General features: G+C 47.4%; 21 protein-coding genes. 6 read left to right on the forward strand and 15 right to left on the reverse strand.

Going from position 1 to position 20,746, the window contains the following annotated elements; translation table 11 throughout:
- Positions 1–24: 24 nt before the first annotated feature.
- The 12 genes from F8C67_RS08165 to F8C67_RS08220 form a co-directional block, all read right to left on the reverse strand.
- A complete protein-coding gene (locus F8C67_RS08165) occupies positions 25–450 on the reverse strand; it encodes a YciI family protein (protein WP_151667343.1) in 426 nt (141 codons plus the stop codon).
- Positions 450–2,567: a prolyl oligopeptidase family serine peptidase gene (locus F8C67_RS08170; protein ID WP_151667344.1), complete on the reverse strand. Its 2,118-nt coding sequence runs from the start codon at positions 2,565–2,567 to the stop codon at positions 450–452. Before F8C67_RS08170 ends, F8C67_RS08165 begins: the two co-directional genes overlap by 1 nt.
- A 78-nt stretch (positions 2,568–2,645) precedes the next feature.
- Positions 2,646–4,169, reverse strand: coding sequence for a T9SS type A sorting domain-containing protein (locus F8C67_RS08175; RefSeq protein ID WP_151667345.1), 1,524 nt, complete (start codon positions 4,167–4,169; stop codon positions 2,646–2,648).
- Positions 4,170–4,263: 94 nt separating this feature from the next.
- On the reverse strand, positions 4,264–4,851 hold the full coding sequence (locus F8C67_RS08180) for an acyltransferase (RefSeq protein ID WP_151667346.1): 588 nt from the start codon (positions 4,849–4,851) through the stop codon (positions 4,264–4,266).
- Positions 4,852–5,451, reverse strand: a complete 600-nt coding sequence (locus F8C67_RS08185) for a DUF1801 domain-containing protein (RefSeq protein ID WP_151667347.1) — start codon at positions 5,449–5,451, stop codon at positions 4,852–4,854.
- A gap of 3 nt (positions 5,452–5,454) precedes the next feature.
- Positions 5,455–6,666 (reverse strand): 3-oxoadipyl-CoA thiolase, encoded by a 1,212-nt coding sequence (gene pcaF, locus F8C67_RS08190; RefSeq protein WP_151667348.1) that lies wholly within the window; start codon positions 6,664–6,666, stop codon positions 5,455–5,457.
- A gap of 21 nt (positions 6,667–6,687) precedes the next feature.
- Positions 6,688–7,623 (reverse strand): sensor histidine kinase, encoded by a 936-nt coding sequence (locus F8C67_RS08195; protein ID WP_151667349.1) that lies wholly within the window; start codon positions 7,621–7,623, stop codon positions 6,688–6,690.
- Positions 7,590–8,027 carry a hydroxyphenylacetyl-CoA thioesterase PaaI gene (gene paaI / locus F8C67_RS08200; protein ID WP_151667350.1) on the reverse strand — a complete coding sequence of 146 codons (438 nt, stop codon included), beginning with the start codon at positions 8,025–8,027 and terminating at the stop codon, positions 7,590–7,592. Before paaI ends, F8C67_RS08195 begins: the two co-directional genes overlap by 34 nt.
- Positions 8,020–8,523, reverse strand: coding sequence for a hypothetical protein (locus F8C67_RS08205; RefSeq protein ID WP_151667351.1), 504 nt, complete (start codon positions 8,521–8,523; stop codon positions 8,020–8,022). Before F8C67_RS08205 ends, paaI begins: the two co-directional genes overlap by 8 nt.
- Before the next feature lie 11 nt (positions 8,524–8,534).
- On the reverse strand, positions 8,535–9,692 hold the full coding sequence (locus F8C67_RS08210; RefSeq protein ID WP_189660810.1) for a 3-hydroxyacyl-CoA dehydrogenase NAD-binding domain-containing protein: 1,158 nt from the start codon (positions 9,690–9,692) through the stop codon (positions 8,535–8,537).
- A 5-nt stretch (positions 9,693–9,697) separates the two neighbouring features.
- A complete protein-coding gene (locus F8C67_RS08215) occupies positions 9,698–10,471 on the reverse strand; it encodes an enoyl-CoA hydratase-related protein (protein WP_151667352.1) in 774 nt (257 codons plus the stop codon).
- Between the two features lie 70 nt (positions 10,472–10,541).
- Positions 10,542–11,231, reverse strand: coding sequence for a hypothetical protein (locus F8C67_RS08220; RefSeq protein WP_151667353.1), 690 nt, complete (start codon positions 11,229–11,231; stop codon positions 10,542–10,544).
- A 98-nt stretch (positions 11,232–11,329) separates the two neighbouring features.
- Here F8C67_RS08220 and paaD point away from each other — a divergent pair, with 98 nt between their 5' ends.
- A complete protein-coding gene (gene paaD, locus F8C67_RS08225; protein ID WP_151667354.1) occupies positions 11,330–11,815 on the forward strand; it encodes a 1,2-phenylacetyl-CoA epoxidase subunit PaaD in 486 nt (161 codons plus the stop codon).
- A gap of 159 nt (positions 11,816–11,974) precedes the next feature.
- Positions 11,975–13,369, forward strand: a complete 1,395-nt coding sequence (locus F8C67_RS08230) for a hypothetical protein (protein WP_151667355.1) — start codon at positions 11,975–11,977, stop codon at positions 13,367–13,369.
- On the opposite strand, the gene paaC is transcribed toward F8C67_RS08230, so the two are convergent.
- Genes paaC through paaA form a run of 3 tightly spaced genes read right to left on the reverse strand, consistent with a single transcriptional unit; the run spans position 13,370 to position 15,409 of the window.
- Positions 13,370–14,125, reverse strand: coding sequence for a 1,2-phenylacetyl-CoA epoxidase subunit PaaC (gene paaC / locus F8C67_RS08235; RefSeq protein WP_151667356.1), 756 nt, complete (start codon positions 14,123–14,125; stop codon positions 13,370–13,372).
- A 24-nt stretch (positions 14,126–14,149) separates the two neighbouring features.
- Positions 14,150–14,440 (reverse strand): 1,2-phenylacetyl-CoA epoxidase subunit PaaB, encoded by a 291-nt coding sequence (paaB, locus tag F8C67_RS08240; protein WP_151667357.1) that lies wholly within the window; start codon positions 14,438–14,440, stop codon positions 14,150–14,152.
- Positions 14,441–14,455: 15 nt separating this feature from the next.
- Positions 14,456–15,409 (reverse strand): 1,2-phenylacetyl-CoA epoxidase subunit PaaA, encoded by a 954-nt coding sequence (gene paaA, locus F8C67_RS08245; RefSeq protein WP_151667358.1) that lies wholly within the window; start codon positions 15,407–15,409, stop codon positions 14,456–14,458.
- 224 nt (positions 15,410–15,633) lie between these two features.
- On the opposite strand from paaA, the gene paaE reads away from it, so the two are divergent.
- The 4 genes from paaE to F8C67_RS14305 all read left to right on the forward strand — a co-directional run bounded on the left by paaE (position 15,634) and on the right by F8C67_RS14305 (position 20,144).
- A complete protein-coding gene (gene paaE, locus F8C67_RS08250) occupies positions 15,634–16,776 on the forward strand; it encodes a 1,2-phenylacetyl-CoA epoxidase subunit PaaE (RefSeq protein ID WP_151667359.1) in 1,143 nt (380 codons plus the stop codon).
- A gap of 291 nt (positions 16,777–17,067) precedes the next feature.
- On the forward strand, positions 17,068–19,635 hold the full coding sequence (locus F8C67_RS08255; RefSeq protein ID WP_151667360.1) for a hypothetical protein: 2,568 nt from the start codon (positions 17,068–17,070) through the stop codon (positions 19,633–19,635).
- A 22-nt stretch (positions 19,636–19,657) separates the two neighbouring features.
- The gene (locus F8C67_RS08260) at positions 19,658–19,831 is read left to right on the forward strand and encodes a PID-CTERM protein-sorting domain-containing protein (RefSeq protein ID WP_223277539.1); all 174 of its coding nucleotides are present in this window, start codon (positions 19,658–19,660) and stop codon (positions 19,829–19,831) included.
- 136 nt (positions 19,832–19,967) lie between these two features.
- Positions 19,968–20,144 carry a PID-CTERM protein-sorting domain-containing protein gene (locus F8C67_RS14305; protein WP_170266408.1) on the forward strand — a complete coding sequence of 59 codons (177 nt, stop codon included), beginning with the start codon at positions 19,968–19,970 and terminating at the stop codon, positions 20,142–20,144.
- Positions 20,145–20,746 lie beyond the last annotated feature (602 nt).

Consider the following 20,746-nt stretch of genomic DNA (forward strand, 5'->3'; position numbering starts at 1 on the left):
TTTAGGTCAAATTTAGTTTGATATCTAAGGAAGCTTCGTTCCTCGTGCTCCCCACCAAGGGTGAATTTCTGCTACTAATCTACCAGCCTTAATCGCTGGATCTTCACTTACCAATTCTTCAACTTCTTCCACCGTAGGAACGTTGAAAATCAGGATTCCACGCCATTCAGAGTCGTCGCCAAACGGACCTGCAATCGCGAGCTTTCCACTTTCCGCAAGCTTGTTCAAGTGCGCCATATGGCCTGCCTGGATTTCCTGCAATTGCTCTGCGGTAAAATCATCTTTGTTCGGTCCAGCTTTCAACATCACAAATACATACTGACGCATGTGAAAGGTGGTGTCGCCTTCCTGATAGGAAAAGCTCTGGAACCCATCTTCATCTACCTCCGCCTGACCATAGCCCACGGCCGAAACTGAGATGAATGCAAGTATGGCAAGTAGCTTTTTCATTATTGATCTAGACTTGTGATTCCCATATTCCAGAATGCAAAGGCCCAAACATCCGCCTGCTCCTGAATGATCATGCTGGTTGGTTTTCCTGCACCGTGACCCGCATTCACGCTAATGCGAATCAACGTTGGATTTTCACATTGCTGCATTTCCTGAAGCCTTGCTGCAAACTTGAAGGAGTGTGCCGGAACAACGCGATCGTCATGATCTCCCGTAGTTACCATTGTGGCCGGATAACACGCCTTGTCAATATTGTGATACGGCGAATAGCCGAGCAAATACTTGAACATTTCTTCGCTATCCTCTGATGTTCCGTAGTCGTACGCCCAACCTGCACCTGCGGTGAAGGTGTGGTAACGAAGCATGTCTAGAACACCAACGGCTGGAAGTGCAACCTGGCACAGGTCTGGACGTTGCGTCATGACCGCACCAACAAGTAGTCCACCATTTGATCCGCCACGTATGGCGAGTTTCTCTTTAGAAGTATAACCCTCTGCCATGAGGAATTCAGCCGCAGCGATGAAGTCGTCGAACACGTTCTGCTTTTGCATTTGCGTCCCAGCCGTGTGCCATTCTTCGCCATATTCACCCCCACCTCGAAGGTTTGCCACAGCCCAAATTCCACCGTTCTCAAGCCATGGAATTCTTGCCGTGCTAAAGCTTGGAGTAAGACTAATGTTGAAGCCTCCGTAGCCATAAAGCATCGTTGGATTCGACCCGTCCATTTTCAAACCTTTCTTGTAGGTGATGATCATCGGCACTCGCGTTCCATCTTTAGATTGATAGAACACCTGCTCCGAAGTGTATTCGTCCGGATTGAAGGCTACCGCACTACGCTTGTAAAGCTCGCTTTCACCTGTTTCAATATCGTATTTGAATGTTGTACTTGGGTTGATGTAGTTTGAGAACGAATAGTAGAGGTGATCGGCATCCCACTTAGCTCCAAAGCCTCCGGCATCGCCAGGTCCAGGGAGTTCGATGGTGCGAATAGATTCTCCGTTCAACGTAAACTGCTCCACGTGCGAGAGGGCATCCTTCAAATAGTTTCCAAAGATGTATCCACCACCGGTTGAGTAAGATCCTACTTCTTCTCTCTCCGGAATAACGTCTACCCAATTCTCAGGAGAAGGGTCGTCCATACTCACACTTACCAACCTGCGGTTCGGAGCATCGCGGTTTGTGGAGATATAAAGTGTTCCGTTGTGCACGTGAACAAGATCTTGCTCAAACTTTAGGTCATCCGTTACCTGAACGATGTCAGCCTCAGGGTTGGTGAGGTCGAGAAGGAAGAGGTTGTTGCCGCTTGTTGACTTCGCTGCCGAAATCGCAAGAACCGTTTGGTCTTCACTCACACCGCCACCGATATAACGGTAGCCAGCTTCTTCACCACCAAAGATGAGCTCATCCTCTTCTTGAGGGGTCCCCAACTTGTGGAAGAAAAGTTTGTGGTATTGTGTCATCCCCGATAAGGCACTTCCTTCTTCAGGCTTGTCGTAGCTGCTGTAGTAGAACCCTTCCGTTCCTCTCCAAGAAAGACCACTGAACTTCACATCCATCAAGGTGTCTTCCAATTGTCGACCTGTTTCCGCTTCGAGGATGATAACCTTTCTCCAGTCGGAACCCGCTTCTGAAATCTGGTAAGCCACCAGGCTCCCGTCTTTTGTGAAGCTCATTCCTGCCAAGGAAGTGGTACCGTCTTCGCTAAAGCTGTTTGGATCGAGGAAAACCTCTGTCGGACCGTCTTCACCTTTCTTTCTGTACAAAACAGAATGATTTTGAAGCCCGTCGTTTTTATACCAATAGATGTACTCTCCGCGCTCGAAGGGGGCAGAGAATTTTTCATAGTTCCAAAGTTCGGTAATGCGATCTACCAAGGCTTGGCGGTAGGGAATAGAATCGAGGAATGCGAAGCTGACTTCATTTTGGCGGGCCACCCAATCGGCGGTTTCCTCGCTCATATCGTCTTCCAACCAGCGGTATGGATCTTCTACTTGTGTTCCAAAGTATTCATCGACCACGTCGCCTTTTCGCGTATCTGGGTACATGGAATTCTTTTCGTTTTGAGTGCAAGCCACAACGGCTAATGCAGAAATAGGGATAAGGAATTTGCCTTTCATCGGAATTGAGATGTTAGGTTCAAGTGCAGAACCCAAATATAAGGTTCAGAGTTGAGGATGTAGAGAAAATAAAACGAGTTACAGCAGGCGCAAGCGGAACGACTGTACATGTCCGGCTTTTTCAAGCTGCAAAATGTAGATGCCCGGCTGAATTGATCTAAGGTCATATCGACCTTCACGGTTGCTATTGGTTGCTAACAGCTTCCTTCCGTCTAAGCTCAACAACGACACACTGTAATTGTCGAGTGAACTACTCGTAATCTGAACAATACCATTTGAAGGATTTGGAAATACCGATACACTCTCGTCACTCCACTCCTGGCGTCCAATTTTGCAATCGTAAACATTCAAGATATGTACGGACGTATCGCCACACCCATGCGTTCCAGGAGCGATGTACTGCAGCTTGATGATATCTCCGGCATTCAACATGCGAAGGTGTATATCTGTAGCAGTGTCATTCGTGGCTAAGTTCATCCAGTATCCAGTTTGACTAACCTGAGAGCCGGCTAACAAAGACTGAAGCGACAACGTTGAGTCTTGAATGCAAATTGAATCACGCGAATCAGCTCCAGCAATTCCTGGAGTTCCTACAGTGACATGGGCGCTACGCGGAACACCAACGCAAAGCACTTGCACCGACATGTCAAACAGGTAGTAATATCTGTTAGGGTGACCATTATTCGTGCTGTCAATCCGCATCAAACCAGGTAAAACATAAGGATAGTCTTGTTGCGATGAGCTTCTGAAAAGCCGCCCTCCACCAGGTTTTATATCCAATCCGATAAAGTAATCTCCAGGTCCAAGAGGTAAGTTTAAACCAAATCGTTGTGTGCCGGGGTTGTCAAAATGGAGCTCCTCTGTTTGCGCGATGATTCTTGTTCGTTGTGAGTTCCATATTTGAACGGTGAAGCTTGTAGCCCCATCGGCCATGAGCGTTGCGCTGTCAATAATCAAGGTGTCCATCACCTGAATCATCTGACCACTTGAGAAATTAGCAAAGTGCCCAGTTTGAGTAGCTAAGCTTGGTCCAACGCTCTGAGAACCTCCGTTTTCGATGCTCGGCATCATCCAATATGTCCGGTCGTAGTGCAAAGTGTCGGTCTCATATGAACTCCCATACCAAATTGGATCGCCTGCATACCACCAAACGCACGTTTTATTCTGCGGCGCTTGTAGCAAAGCCTTTCCTGAGCCACAAATGATTTCACTTGTGTGGGTGACGTTGGAAACCTGAGGGCACGCCGGCAGTGCTTTCAAACTTATTGGTCCAACCCAAGCGCTCCCAGCCGATCCGCATTGAGATTGCACGTAAGCCTCCATCGGGCCAACGCTAGGATCTAGATTGAGAATCGCCCAGTCATCCGAAGTAGTAAGTTGATAGGGCATGGCCGTTGCCGGAGAACCAACCGGACCCCAAGCGACGGTCCATGAAGTGGCCTGACCAAGTTCATCCCACACCAACCCAGCTTGATTCACCATACAGCTCACCTGCTCAAAATTGGCCGGCGAAATGCACGCATTGCTCTGTCCCATTACGAAGCCGGGTAGAGTAAAAATCAATGCGCAAAGCAGTTTGGTTAGTCGCTGCGTTGCGAACATGAGGGGATGAATTGTTAGTTGTTCATCCCGAAAATAAGAAATCTAGATTACCTGTACAGGTTGTTGAGAAAGTAAAGTGGTGAAATTGACCATTTTACTTCTTTCGAGGCATATAAGAAGTAGGGTGTTTTGGACGATCAGCCTCTACTTCGCGAAGGGGCTCCACTGCCTCCAAATGCTCGTGAAGTTCGCCCGGAAGTTGTTGATAGAGCTTCGTTCCTTCCGTTTTCCAATCAATCATTTCGTCGCTTACCTCTTTCACAATTTTTACTGGATTGCCCACGGCAACACTGCGACGAGGAATTCTCGTTTTCTGTGGGACAAAACACAAGGCCCCTATGATGCACTCGTCTTCGATGACCACTTCGTCCATCAAAACAGCATTCATTCCAACGAGGCAGTTCTTGCCAACTTCAGCCCCATGCACAATTGCACCGTGACCTATGTGTGCGCCTTCGTGAAGTGTAACCGTCACTCCAGGGAACATGTGCACCGTACAGTTCTCCTGTACATTACAGCCGTCCTTTATTACAATTCTTCCCCAATCACCACGAAGTACACACCCCGGACCGATGTAGACATCTTTACCGATAATCACATCGCCTGTAACATTGGCCTGTGGGTGAACAAACGCCGATTCATGTACTACGGGAGTGAATTCTTTGAAGCGGTAAATGGCCATCTACTTTCGGTATTTGTGATTGAGGTCAAGGTTTGCTTCTAGAAGCTCCATAACCTTAGCGACTCTGCGAACCTTGGTTTCTTCCTTCGCAGCAGAGTCTATGTGCTGAATGAACTCATTTCTTTTGCCGAATGACATCGCTTCGAAGTTTTCTTTTGCTCTCGGACTGTTAGACAACGCATTGGCAAATACCTCCGGAATTGCATCTTGCTTTGTCTGTTTTTTAGGCTTGGTTTTCTTTCCTGCAAGACTGTTTTCAATAGCCTCTTCGATGTACGCCTTGATGAGGTCTCGGTCTAACTCATCACCTTCAACAAATCGCCACTGACGCAGCGCGTCGGTGCTTTCATTTGCGGACATCAAAACCTGGCTTGGGTCTTTTAAGAATACACCTTGATAGAACCAAAGCGCCACATGGTTTTTGAATGCAGCAATAGACGCCACATTACCGTTGTTCATGTACGTTGGAGCACCCCATTTCACTCCTTCTTCCAAATCACAACTGACGAGAATCGAGCGGAGCTCTTTCAAGGTCGAACCTTTCCATCCGTCGCCCTTTTTCTCAATGTATGCGGTCACTTTTTCTTCTGCCGAAGCCATGGCTTACAGTTGAGTGTTCTCTATGATTGTAGCGTACCCTTGCCCAACACCAATGCACATGGACACTAGGGCATATTTCTTTTTCTTTTGAATGAGTTCAATAGCAGCTGTTTGAAGAATCCGTGAGCCACTCATTCCAAGCGGATGGCCAATGGCAATCGCGCCTCCATTCGGATTTACGCGAGGATCATCATCCGCAATGCCTAGCTCTCGGGTGCAAGCAAGCACTTGAGCAGCAAAAGCTTCATTCAGCTCAATGATGTCCATGTCATCTATCGTTAGTCCTGCTTTTTTCAATGCTTTTTGGCTTGCGTACACAGGTCCAATTCCCATAATTCTCGGCTCAACCCCAGATACGCCACTAGAAACGATGCGTGCCATAGGTGTGAGGTTGTGACTTTTCAACCCATCTGCGCTAGCAATGAGCAAGGCGCCAGCACCATCGTTGAGGCCTGAACTGTTACCGGCCGTTACGGTTCCACCTTGGCGAAACGCTGGGCGAAGGCCCGCAAGAACCTCTGTAGTGGTCGTGCTTTTGATAAACTCGTCGTCCGTGAATGCAAGCGGATCTCTCTTGCGCTGAGGGATGCTCACAGTTGTAATCTCTTGGGCAAGTCTACCTGAGCGTTGCGCTGCGGCAGCTTTTTGCTGAGATCGATAAGCGAACAGGTCTTGATCTTCTCTTGAGATGTTGAATTTTTCGGCCAGGTTTTCAGCGGTTTCACCCATTGCTTCCGTGCCGTACATCTCCTTCATTTTTGGATTGATGAACCTCCACCCAAAGCTTGAGTCATACATCTTGCTATCCGTGCCAAATGCACGAGAAGATTTGCTCATTACGTATGGCCCTCTGGTCATGTTTTCAACTCCGCCGCTAATAAATAGGTCGCCGTCGCCATGGGCTACCGCTCGCGAAGCATGAATAGCTGCACTCATTCCCGAAGCACAAAGACGGTTTACCGTTTCACCCGGAACACTCCATGGCAAATCTGCCAGAAGCAACGCCATACGTGCAACGTTTCTGTTGTCTTCTCCGGCTTGGTTTGCACAACCGAGAATGACATCATCTATAGCAGCAGGGTCGATATTGGGATTGCGATTGACAAGCTCTTTGATAACAATGGCAGCCAAATCATCTGTGCGAACAGCGCTTAGGGTGCCACCGAACTTACCAATTGGGGTGCGGATTCCGTCGACTATGAAAGCCTCTTTCATGGGGAGTGATCTTTTCTGGGGTTAAACGCGACCCAAAGTTATGGAGAATTGAGCACCTTTCGTGTCTAGGTTCTTTGCGCTCAATTTTCCACCGCCAATCTCCATGAATTCTTTTGTTAGGAATAGCCCGACACCCATGCTCTCGGTTGTTTTTGAAAGTGTCTTTGTTTGACTAGCGTCTAGCAACTCGTCCAAGCTTTTCGCGGGTATGCCCGGACCTTCATCAATTACATGCAGTTTAAGAGTAGTGGAGTTTACCTCAGAGACAATTCGTACTGGAGCAGATTCCGGCGAGTGCTTCACGGCATTGTTCACCAGGTTGGTAAGGGCAATTATCACGACGTTCGGATCGGTCTCGAGTACGAGTTCATCGTCCCAGTTTATCTGTAAACCATTGCTTCTATGTATGGCGAATTGATCTCCGTATCGTTGAACCTCAGTGCGAATTTCTCCGAGTTTGAATCGTTTGATTTCTAGGGAGGATTCATGCATTCTCAGCTTCACCCAATACGTCAATCGGTCTAAGGTGTCCTTTGTAAACTGAAGCTGGGGTTCAAGTTGCTCCATAATGGCGAACAACTCTTCCTTGGTCATATCTTCTTTCATCAAATCCATCAAATTGATGAGCATACCAAGGGGGCTGCGAACATCATGGCTTATGATTCCAAGAAGTTTGGAGCGCATTTCATTTTCCTCTTCGAGGAGGGCCTTGGTCTTTTCAACCCTCTTCCAAAGCTTGATGATGTAGTGGCTCGTAGGCCACGCCACAACTAGAGGAATTGCAAAGGAAATGACGAAGCCGTACCATCCGGTTGGATAGTCGGAAAGCATCCAAAAGTAGAAAATGAGATAAATGAGCTCCGAGGCAAGGATACTCACAGCCGTGATTGCGAAAGGGGTGAAATACCACTTTCCGACCGCTGTCAGCGCTTGGGGTTTGTTAGATTCTCGGGCCATTCTTCTTCACGGTAAAAGACCGTTCCTTTGAATAAAGCTACGGTTTTACCTTTTTGGTTGGTGACGATCACCTCATAAATTCCAGTTCGCTTGGACTTATTCTTCTCAACCGCCTCGGCTGTGAGCACGTCGCCAATAGCCACTGGACGTGTATGCGAGATTGAGGTTTCAATGCTCACTGCCTGCGCTCCATATCCATTGGAGGCAAAGGCTAGAGCGCTGTCTGACAGACTGTAGGTAATCCCACCATGGGCAATTTTAAAGCCATTGGTCATTTCCTCGCGCACAGTCATTTGCAGCTTGGAGTTTCCAGGTGAAACGTGAAGCACTTCAATGCCCAACCACTGACTAAAGTCGTCGTTGGCCATCATGTAGTCCACTATTTCCCTCGATCTATCAGGCATCCGTGTCTTTGGGTTTTGCGTTTGGATCTACCGCGTGCTCCTCTAGCGCAGAGATAATCACATCAACCATCAGGCTGATGTTTGCTTGGGTCTCATCCAAAATTGGCATCTTTTCACCCAACTCTTCCTGAACCCACTTGCGAACCCTCTGAAATACGATAGGGCTGTTGGCCACGTCGCGCATCCCTGCGATGTCAAGTTCATCCTCGTCCTCGAGTTTCTCGTAGGCTTCAACTTTGTCTTCAATAATCTTGTCGAGGCCCGCCGGAGTAATCAAATCAATATTGATCCCAGCTTTTTGAAAGGCAATCGCCAAAATCACCGTAATGCGTAGGAGCTGCTCGTGCACTTCTTCGGTGAAATCATCTGATATATTGATGAGAAATGCCATAAGGTGAGGCTGTTCGTCCATGGCCTGACCCAACATTTCCTGCCATTGGTTTTCACCAATCAGGTTCATTTCTCTTATGGCGCTTTCTAATGCGTCGTTGTGCATCTATCCAATCTTTAAAAGAATGTCTTTCCACTTTTAGCCATGCGCTTCAGCAATACACATGGGCGATATCTATCGTCGCCGTATTCAGCGAACAAACCTTCTAGCCGTTCAAGAACCGTTTCAATTCCAATTTCATCTGCCCAAGCCAAAAGACCTTTAGGGTAATTCACACCCTTTGTCATGGCTAGGTCAATGTCTTTTGGAGTGCCAATTCCCATGAGCACAGCATCGGCCGCTTCATTAATAAGCATGGCAACGATTCGGTCAACTATTTGGCGTCCGAGTGTTTCATCCTTATTTGGGTCCGGCATTTCAGCACCTTCTGTATAATTGAACCATCCTCGGCCTGTTTTGCGCCCAAGCATGCGCCCCTCTAAAAGTCGTTTTTGACTGATAGATGGTTTGAAACGTGGATCATAGAAAAATTCTTTCCAAACGGTTTCGGTAACCACGTAGTTAACGTCGTGACCAATAAGATCCGTGAGCTCGAAGGGTCCCATTCGGAACCCACCGATGGTCTTTAGGGCATGGTCTATCGTTTCTGGCGAGGCAACACCCTCTTCATACATTTTAATTGCTTCGCTGTAGAAAGGTCGCGCAACACGGTTCACAATAAACCCAGGCGTGTCCTTGGCGAGAACCGTCACCTTCTTCCATGAATCTACAAGAGCTCTAGAGCTTTCTGTAACCTGGTTTGAAGTGAGCATGGATGGTACAATCTCAACCAAAGGCATCAGAGGAGCAGGGTTGAAGAAGTGTATGCCAACCACCCTCTCTGGATGCTTTGCAACGGCAGCAATAGATGCGATGCTGAGGGAAGATGTATTGGAGGCCAAAATGGTCTCTTTCGAAACAATGCCTTCGAGCACCTCAAAAACGCTCTGCTTGGCCGACAGCTTTTCGATGATGGCCTCGATGACCAACCCCGTGTTTTTCATGGGTTGAAGGCTATCCACGTAATGCACTCTGCCAAAAGTTGCGTCTTTGTCCTCTTGAGTAATTCGACCTTTTTCTACGAGGCGGTTGAGTATAGCTTCTAATTTAGATTTGGCCTTCTCAAGTGCGTGATTTTGGGTATCGTATACATAAACGGTATGTCCACTTTGCGCCGCTACTTGAGCGATGCCATTTCCCATGGCTCCTGCGCCAACTACTCCTACTTCGATCATAGGGATTAGTGTCCTTTAAATTCTGGTTTGCGCTTTTCGAGAAAGGCTTGAGTACCTTCCTGATAGTCGTGAGTTCTCCCGGCTTGCGACTGTAGCTCGTCTTCTAAATCGAGCTGCTGTGTCAAGTTGTTAGAGAGACTCTGGTTCAGTGCACGCTTAGTTAACCCAAGGCCTTTTGTAGGCATTTGAGCGAGCATGTGTGCTGTTTTCTCTATGGTTGATGCAAAATCTTCTTCGGCAACAGCCTTGTAAATCATTCCCATTTGCTCTGCATCCTTGGCTGAGACTTTTTCACCGGTCATCATGAGTGCAGACGCTCGCTGCCAACCAATGAGACGTGGTAAAAAGAACGTACCTCCGCTATCTGGGATTAGGCCAATTTTGGAGAAGGCCTGAATAAATGAGGCCGATTCGCTTGCTATAACAATATCGCAGGCGAGTGCAATGTTTGCTCCGGCCCCTGCCGCAACACCGTTCACTGCCGCGATGATGGGCTTTTCAATTCTACGAATGCGTTGAATAATCGGATTGTAGTGCTCACTCACAATAGCTGTAAGCTCTGGACCGTGCGGATCGGTCGCTTCGGCAAGATCCTGTCCGGCACAAAAAGCTTTTCCTTCACCAATAAGCACGATGCATCGAATAGAATCATCCGACGATGCATTGTCCAATTTGCCCTGGAGGTCGAGCGCCATATCTCGAACAAAGCTGTTGAACTTCTCAGGTCGATTCATGCGAAGCGTACAGACCCCGTTCGCGATTTCTTCAATAATGTACATGGGTAGAGGATTTGCGCCGAAGGTACGGAAGTTCAGGAAAAAAGAAGGGCGCCGAAGCGCCCGTAAAGTGTTATTCTTGATATCTGAGGTATCGATCTATAAGGTGCAATGGCATTCGATAGATCTCAGGTTTTGGAACGATAAAGGAGTCATCCAAATCACATTTTTCTGTGTTGACGATCAAGCCGTAGGCGTAGAACCCATTCACTACTTGGTCGCCATCCATTTCGTCATACAGGTCTTCAACCGTCTCGTATCCCGTCTCTATAAAGAAGGCCTCGTGTGTCCCATGCGGTGCCTCATAGTGGGTTTTCTTTCCCGTTTCATGATGGGTCTCTTCACCTATAACCTTACCGCGGTTTACCTGAACCATCCAGGCATCCCCGATAGCGGCGCCATTTAATCGACGGTAGCGGCCGGTTACACCTTCTACATCGTGACCGTGATAAAACCAGTTTAGATTTTTAGCGTAGAGCTTATCATTGGCATAAAGGAGCTCGATGTACGTTTGATTGCTTTCATCAACTAGCACAATGCTTTCTATAATGACCGACTTACTGGAGTCTGTGTTATATACCGTATCCCAAACACGAACTCGCCCACCTGCAAGGTGAAACGTTTTCAGAGGCTCAAATTGAAGATAGGCATCCAATTTACCGGAGCCCCATTTTAAATCGAGAAGGGTTCGCGTATAGTCCTCACCTTGCCCAAATGAGGCAATGCTGAAGATTAGTCCAAGAATGGTCAGTGTTTTTTTCATGCTTGTCAGTTGTAGTTAGCTGCTTTCTAATTTCGGAATATTCTTCTAATAACCACTGCTTTTGAACAATTTACCCTTCATATTGGTAATTTTGTAAGATGGCAACAGTAGAAGAAATCAAAGTTTGGTTGGAGGATGTTATCGATCCGGAAATCCCTGTACTCACGGTTATGGATATGGGCGTGGTTCGTGATGTTCGAATCACTTCTGATTCCATCGAAGTGGACATTACCCCAACCTATACGGGTTGCCCAGCGATGGATGAGATTTCTGAGAACATCGTCAAGCGATTGAATTCTGAAGGGTTCTCCAAGGTTCATGTCAAGGAAGTGCTTACTCCACCGTGGACGACCGATTGGCTTACCGAAAAGGGAAAGAAAAAGCTAGAAGATTACGGAATTGCCCCACCTACCGATGAATCGGCCGACAAGCGTGCGCTGTTCAATAAGCAGCCGGTTGTGCGCTGCCCGCAGTGCAAATCAGAAAACACAATCCGGGTTTCTCAATTCGGCTCTACCGCCTGTAAGGCCCTGTATCAGTGCAACGACTGTAAAGAGCCGTTTGATTATTTCAAGTGTCTCTAAACAAAAAAAGTCCCGCGCATGGCGGGACTGATTGCTTAGGTTTGTTGGGAATCTCTCTCTCTTAGACTCCTGAGGCAATATCCTAAAACTTTCGACTTAACGTAAAGTTCTTTTAGAAAATCGCGATTCAATGCGAGTTTTCCGCTATTTTCACGCATTGTGAAAGTACCACTCCATATCCTGATTTTCACCGTGTTAAGCCTGAGCGCGGTTGCCCAACAGTGGCCAGAGGTATATTGGCTAGATTCGCCTTCGGAAAGGGTCTATTCCATTTATCCCGACTCAACTTTGCGTGCTTGGAATGGCGAATATTGGGAGACAACCGGTTCTATTGAATTCATCAATATTGACACATCCGATTTTGTCGGCGTAGAGCGCCTCGTGGCCATTCGAGGAAGTAAGCCATTACATTTCACAGCAACAGGTACGCAGCAAGTCTACATTTACGACGACAAGACAAACACCTTTTACCGCGATGATGCTACGTATCACCGTGGATATAACTTTCAATCGATCAAGTGGTGGAGGAACGACACGCTGTTTTCCCTAGGCGGATACGGCTTTTGGCACACCCATGGAATTCTTTCCTACTATTCGAACACGAGCAAAGAATGGCACGTGATTCCCACCAAGGGGGGTCCACTGCACATCACGGACGATATCTACCATTTCTCTGATGATGGTACACGGCTTTATTTCACCTACAGCAGTGTCATTCACGGATCTGATACAGAAAGACAAACTGAAGTTTGGTCTCTCAACCTCAAAACAAAGAAGTGGACTGAGCTAGGTGTACTTAATGAACAGGTCCTTGCCATTTTGAAGTCAGACCGGCAAGCCATTCCCGTGCCGTTTGGCATCTTACTAAATGGAGAGCAAAAGCATTTAATCGATCTTCAGCACAACCGCATCGATTTAATAGAATCGTCGGTTATCGACCTGAGGTTTCGATCTAAAAACACGCTCAAGAATGGGAACGGCACACTCATCGGTGAAGATTATTTGCTCGACTATCATGTGCCAAGGTCTAGTAATATTGGGAAAAGCATTGGTTTTCGATACGAGTTTGCCAAAATCGATTCAGCCCGAAGAAATCCAGAAAAAGTCTATCTCACCGGTTGGCCGTTGTGGATATGGGGCGTAATCATAGCAGGTTCGTGCCTTTTGATTTTCATTTTGATTCGTGTCTACCTAAAACTCCGCCAGCCATTCCTAAAAGGGTCTACGGTACAAGCCGAAGAAGGCTTCTTCCAATCGCTAGACAAGCAAGAAGTAACTCTTTTGCGAGCGCTTCTCCGATCTGAAATGAGGGGAGAAGGATTGCAGTCTGGACCGATTACCGAGATTATGGGCTGGGAGGAAAAGTCGTGGGATAACCAGCGCAAATGGCGAAACAACCTCATCAAGGAATTGAACCGTAGAGCTCAAGAACACCTGAACATCGAGCAGCTCATATACCGCGAAAAAAACCCGCACGACAAACGCGAGCGGGTTTATAAATTGAATCCAGATGGGTTCCGTCTCCTCAGAGACTCACTTCATTTCACTTCCTAATTACCAGGTAGCGTCTGGATAGCTTTTCGGTAAGTATTGCATTTCTGCAAGGATGTAGCCCAAGTGCTCCGAATGAACGCCCTTTTTGCCCCCTCTTTGGTGACCTGTGCCTTCTGGCATTTCTAGTGTGGCAATCTTCAAGATTTCACTCACTTTTGTCAACCACAGTTCCTTGATTTCGTTGAGGTCGGGAGCAATTCCTGCTTCCATCATCGCAACGTCGAGCTTGTCGGCCTCCAACATCTCACCACTCCACATCCAAACATCATCAATGCTCTGTTGAATTTTATCGTGGCTCTCTTGGGTTCCGTCACCGAGGCGAATGATCCACTCTGCACTCCACTGTGCGTGATACGCAATTTCCTTCATCGCCTTAATGGCAATTGATGCAATGCGTTCGTCTTTCGATTTCATCAATCGCTCAAAGAGGAAGTAGTTGTAGGTGTCGAAGATGAATTGTCTCGCCAGCGTGTCGCCCCAATGTCCGTTTGGCTGCTCAACTAGGAGCAAGTTGCGGAATTCATGAGCATCTCGATGGTAGGCAAGTGTGTCTTCATCGGCACCATCACCTTTGAGTTCGGCAGCGTACTGTAAAAACTGACGAGCCTGACCAATTTGGTCGAGGGCAATATTCGTGAGTGCGATATCTTGTTCCAACACTGGGCCGTGTCCACACCACTCAGACAAACGTTGTCCGAGAATCAATGCAGTATCGCCCAAGCGAAGGGTATAGTCGTAGAGATTAGCGTTCTCCATGGGGAATAGGCTTTTGGGCCTGTTTTACATGTGTCCGACTTCGTCGGGAATTTCGTAGAAAGTAGGATGGCGATACACCTTATCGTCGGAAGGTGCGAAGAGCGGTTCCTTTTCGTCTGGGCTCGAAGCAGTGATTGCCTCGCTTTCAACAACCCAAATGCTTACACCTTCGCTGCGGCGCGTGTAAACGTCGCGTGCGTTTTTAAGTGCCATTTCAGCATCGGGCGCATGCAAGCTTCCTGCATGCTTATGACTTAGTCCGTTCTTGCTACGAACGAACACTTCCCAGATTTTCCAGTTGCTCTTATCGCTCATTCTGATATAGTTCAATTAGGCAGCGTTGCCCTCTTTTCTTCTTTGTGCTTCTTTTTCGGCATACGCATTGGCAGCTTCGCGAACCCATTCGCCAGCTTCGTGTGCATTGCGACGATCATCCAGGCGTTGCTTGTTGCAAGGGCCATTGCCTTTGATTACCTGATAGAATTCGTCCCAGTTGATTTCACCGAAATCGTAATGACCAGTTTCTTCATTCCACTTCAAGTCTGGATCAGGAATGGTAAGCCCTAGGAACTCTGCTTGAGGAACGGTCTTATCAATAAACTCCTGACGAAGCTCGTCGTTCGACTTACGCTTGATTTTCCACTTCATGCTTTGAGCAGAGTTTGGAGAATCTTCGTCGCGTGGACCGAACATCATGATTGAAGGCCACCACCAGCGGTTGAGTGCGTCTTGAGCCATGGCGATTTGCTCCGGTGTACCCTTTGCGAGGCGCATCATGATTTCGTAGCCCTGACGTTGGTGGAAACTCTCTTCTTTACAAATACGAACCATGGCGCGCGAATACGGACCATAGCTTGTGCGGCATAGCATCACCTGGTTGGCAATTGCGGCGCCGTCTACCAACCATCCAATAGCGCCCATGTCGGCCCACGAAATAGTTGGATAATTAAAGATGGAAGAGTACTTCGCCTTTCCAGTGTGAAGGTCATCAATCATATCCTTGCGGTCGGCTCCGAGCGTCTCGGCAGCGCTGTACAGATAAAGACCGTGTCCGGCCTCGTCTTGCACCTTAGCAAGTAGAATGAGTTTAGATCTGAGCGATGGAGCGCGGGTAATCCAGTTTGATTCTGGAAGCATTCCAACTACCTCGGAGTGTGCGTGTTGAGAAATCTGACGGATAAGCGTCTTGCGGTATCTCTCCGGCATCCAATCCTTCGGCTCAATTTTGTTCTCAGCGTCAACATACGCCTGAAATCTTTCTTCTAATGAATGCGACTCTCCCATAGGACAAGCGAATTTAGGGTTTCAAATGTACGAAGTTCATTGTAAATCATACCCTTTCTAAACAGTGATGAGGGCTGCTTTGTTTGCAAAAAGGACGTTCTTCATTCCATCGACGGCCTTCAACGCCAAGAACATATGAATCGATTGGACGTTCTTCACAATCAAAATACTACTTTTGTCGGCATTCAAAGTATAGTCTGTCGACCGACAAACCCATATAGAACATGCTTAAGTTCTTCAGCAAAAAGAAAGAGACAAAGGAGTCGTTGCTCGACTCAAGCGCAGAGCGTCATACCCCACATTTCCACAAATTGTCTGTTAGCGATGTGCGTCGCGAAACCGAAGATTGTGTTTCTGTGGCTTTTGACCTCCCGAGTGACCTTCAAGATAAATACCGCTTCAAGCCAGGTCAGTATTTGACCTTGAGAACAGAAATCGACGGAAACGATGTTCGTCGTTCGTACTCAATCTGCTCTTGTCCGCAAGACGGCGAGCTCCGCGTGGCAATCAAACGCGTTGATGGCGGTGTCTTCTCCACCTATGCCAACAAGACTCTAAAAGTGGGCGACGAGCTGGATGTCATGACTCCAATTGGAAACTTTACATCGGAATTCGTGGCCGGACAGACGAACCAATACGTTGCTATTGCCGCAGGCTCAGGGATTACTCCGATTATGAGTTTGATAAAGACTGCACTTCAAACAGAGGAGAACAGCAAGTTTATCTTGATTTACGGAAACCGCAACAGTGCTTCGGTAATCTTTAAGGATGAAATTGAAGACTTGAAAGACAAGTACATGAACCGCCTTGAAGTGCACCATGTACTCAGTCGCGAAGATCAAGGGTCCGACCTCATGAAAGGTCGTATCGATGCTGAAAAGGTTGAGGCCTTTGCGGAGAAGTTCTTCGATTTGGATAAGACGGCAGGATACTTCTTGTGCGGTCCGGAAGAAATTATTCGCGCTTCAGAGAAAGCCCTCTCAAACCTCGGCGTGAACAAAGACCTCATTCACTTTGAACTGTTTACGCCTGCGGCGGACAGCGCGAAGAAGGTTGAAACAAACGATACGGTAGAAAAGAAGAATGTCCACAGCAATGTAACCGTGATTCTCGACGGAGATGAGACGCACATGGAAATGGATTCGAAAGGAAAGACCATTCTGGATAGTGCTTTGGACGCTGGCGCGGACGTGCCATTTGCTTGCAAGGGCGCGGTGTGCTGTACTTGTAGAGCGAAGGTTCTAGAAGGTTCAGCCGAAATGGAAATGAATTACGCATTGACAGACGAGGAAGTTGAGGAAGGATACATTCTCACTTGCCAAAGTCATCCAACGGCAGAAAAGGTTGTGGTTTCGTTTGACGAATAACGTGCATCTGCCTAATAATTAGCTAAGGAGGCCTTCGAGAGAGGGCCTCTTTTTTTGTGGGCCGATTCTTACAGCTAGAGCGGGTTAGAGCGGGTTTTCAACAAACTATTAACAATGGCCATATCTGTTTATCGAAAACAGATTCCCATTTATCTGACAAATCCATCCATTCATCGAACGACAACAAGGTACGGCTAGAGGTCGGGATACTTTTATGGTGTTAAAGTAGACCTAGACACCTAAAAATCCAATGAAGCGTCAAGCACGTAAGTTGGAGAAAGACCTAAAGTTATGCGCAAGAGACTGTTGGCCTTCATGATGCTCATTTCAACATTGAGCTTCGCAAAAGTTAATCCTGGGGAGATTGTTATTCTAGGATTTGAAGGCAGTAATGCTGTAGATGAAATTTGGTTTGCTGCCTTGGCTCCAATCGATGCCGGCGAAGTGATTTACTTCACCGACCAAACAATCTCAGGAACTGCTCCATTTACCCTAGGGAACGATTCAAAAGATTCCTGGATGTCATTCACCATCGGCGCCAATGGCCTCGATGTTGGAGATACCTGGGTTATTGGAAACATGGGTACGGCGACACCAACACTTACGGCTGCTCGTTCGAACGTTACGACATCCGACATCACCAATATTACTACTACTCAGAAGTTCACTTTGAGCTTTGGACAAGGTGGAGATGATTTGATTCTATACCAAGGCTCTTCCACTGTGGCTACTCGTTTCATTTATGGAATTGGTGCAGATCCAGTAGGTGGTAGTGGTGTTTCTCAGTTTGAGCCTAATCAAGTTGCAAACCAAACCAAGGTGGCTAATTGGGGCTTGACTTTTGGATTGACAGCGAACTTTTTCGATAATGGGTCTTCAAACTATAAACTCTTGGGAGTTGATCCAGCGACTGTCGATTTCAACGGAACCATTGACGATATCCTTGGTGGTCTAGGAGATCCAGCTAGCTATGTGTTTGACGTGGGCTACACGTTGAACTCTTCATCAACTTCCGGCGACCTATCACTTGGAACAATTAGTCCGCAACCGTCTAATCGCTTCTACAGGGCATTTGACGGACAATGGTATACAGATGCGGCATTTAACACGCTTGCCATTGATCCCAACAGAACACATACCGTGGTTGTTGTGACTACAAGCTATAGTCTCGCTTCAGGGGACACCCTAGACGTTGCAGGAATTGTTGTGGGTGATGGTTCAACACCAACCGTTGTTACAGCGGGTGCAGGCTCTGTTGTTCAGACAGTTTACGGTCTGCAAGTAACCAATGCGGGCGAGTTTGTGATGTCTGGAACAGCTTCAGTTTATTTAGGAAGCGACGTAGATGTAGATGCGGGCGGTACAGCTACACTTCAACCAGGAGCACACATAGATTTCGAGGGAGACTTGATTGTTGATGGTACGATGACCTTGAATGCGGATGCCACTGGATTCTCTTCATTGGGACTTCATGGAACCACAACCCAATCTATCACAGGTACAGGAACGATTAACGCTGAACTTTACTTCGCAAACTCAGGATGGCACCATTTGTCTGCTCCTGGTAGCATTACATTCTCAAATGTGAGCTTTACCAACGGTATGAACTTGAGCTTTAGCGGGGCGACAAGAAACGTTTACAGATGGAATCCATCGCCGTCTTCTACAGACCCAGGATGGTACCCAACGCAGTCTGCCAGCAACTTTGGCGATAGCGCGTATGCCATCTACTTCTATCCGGATAATGTTCCTACCACAATCAACTTGGCTTACGTAGCTGATGATTTAGATGCGGATGTATCTGCCGGGACACACCAACACACAGCTAAATATAAAGCAGCGGGTAGTCAGCCGGTAAACTCTACGGATGGTTGGCTGAGTGCAGACGCCTCTGCCGGAGCAAACGGTGGTTGGAACCTGATGAAAAACCCTTTCTGGGGTCACCTCAACTGGGCTTCGGTGGATGATAACCTTCCTTCTGATGTAAGTGGAGCGGTATACTTCTGGAATCCAGGAAGTGGATCTTATGACACATGGACTGACGGTACCGGAAACTCAAACAATGACATTATTCCTTTGTTGGCTTACTTCGCGAAGGCAGATATCCCTGCAAACGGTCAGGCTATTAATCGCTCACAGTCTCACGTATTCGACGGCGACCAGAATTACTTCGGTAAGGTTTCGAATGCAAAGGCGCAGATGATTTTGAATGCGACTAGCCAGGGCAAAACTTCAACGGTGTATATGCTCTTTGAAGACAATGCAACCGCAGCTTTCGACCATAAGTATGACGCATACTTCAGAGGTGTAAATCCTGATCAAGTGAAGTTCAACGTGGTGAGCTCGGATAGTGTTGGATTGAAAATCGACCAACGTCCTTTCCCAATTGGATTGGGTGAAGCCTATTTGTCTTACCACTTTGAAACAGATGGGGCTCCAGGTTCAATCAACCTAGATCCTTCATTCTTGCCTCGTGGTATTTATGTGTACCTCGAAGATTTGCATGAAGGTGTCACGGTAGACCTATTAGCTGGTGATTACATGTTCACACAAGATGCAGATGCGCCAATTCAGCGCTTCAAGCTTCACATCAACAATACAGCGGTTTCCTTGAATGAGCTCAACGCTAAACCAGAAGAGCTTACTGCCTTCAGAAACTTTGATCGTGTAAACCTTACTGCCAACACACTTGCTGATGGCGCTTACACAGTAGAGGTGATTGACATGATGGGCAGCATACTATACAACAACGAGGTGGAGTTTGCTGGCGGAAACGCACAGTTCGACTTTACCGGTAACGGCCCATTTGTTATCCGCGTTTGGAATGGCGAAGAGGCACTCGTAGTTAAATCATTCTAAATCGATAACCATGGAAAACAATATGAGAAGATTGTTGCTTTTATCTGTCTTTTTCTTGATGTCGATTTTAGCGGCAGCACAGCCAGGAAACCCTTCAACACCTGCACCGATTGACGGAGGCATTAGCCTCTTGATTGCCGCGGGAGCAGGGCTCGGAGCCAAGAAAGTATACGACAAACGCAAGAATGCAGCGTAGGTCCTAATCAAGTCCTCAGCTAGGGCGAATCCATTTATCGAGGAAGGAGGTCGATTCGTCGAAATCCATCCTCGATTTTTTATTTCACCCCCTACATTTGAGTTCTGATTGAGAGATCAAAACAAAGAGACCTGTCATGAGTTTTCGCAACACATTAGTCATTGTATTCTTCTTAGCTGGGTTTGCAGTTATGGCACAGCCGGGCAACCCGTCTACCCCCGCTCCAATCGATGGCGGAATCAGCTTGCTAATCGCAGCTGGCGCTAGCTTGGGAGCAAAGAAGATTTACGACAAGAGAAAGAATTTACAGTAGGATATCCCACTGCGCAAGAATCACTCCCTGCTCGGGGATGTGCAAAGGATGGTTGAACCTCCAGGTCTCGGTTCGCCATCCTTTTTTTGTGCGCTTAAGTCTGGGGGTGTCTCACACAGAGAACCAGAGGACACAGAGATATTTTTGGGATTGACGTGGCTGGATGTGCTGGACGTGGAACAGAATCGGGATTTTATACTGATGCCATTCCCTGGAGGGGATTATTCTATTAGCCTCGCGGCTTTAGCCCGAGGTTACGTGATGTATGGACTCATACAGAGTCACAGAGGAAACAGAGATATTTTTGGGATTGACGTGGCGGGATGTGCTGGACGTGGAACAGAATCGGGATTTTATACTGATGCTATTCCCCGGAGGGGATTATTCTATTAGCCTCGCGGCTTTAGCCCGAGGTTACGTGATGTATGGACTCATACAGAGTCACAGAGGAAACAGAGATATTTTTGGAATTGACGTGGCGGGACGTGCTGGACGTGGAACAGAATCGGGATTTTATGCTGATGCCATTCCCTGGAGGGGATTATTCTATTAGCCTCGCGGCTTTAGCCCGAGGTTACGTGATGTATGGACTCATACAGAGT

The organism is Phaeocystidibacter luteus, from assembly GCF_008933115.1.
In the GTDB taxonomy this organism is placed as follows: Bacteria; Bacteroidota; Bacteroidia; order Flavobacteriales; family Schleiferiaceae; genus Phaeocystidibacter; species Phaeocystidibacter luteus.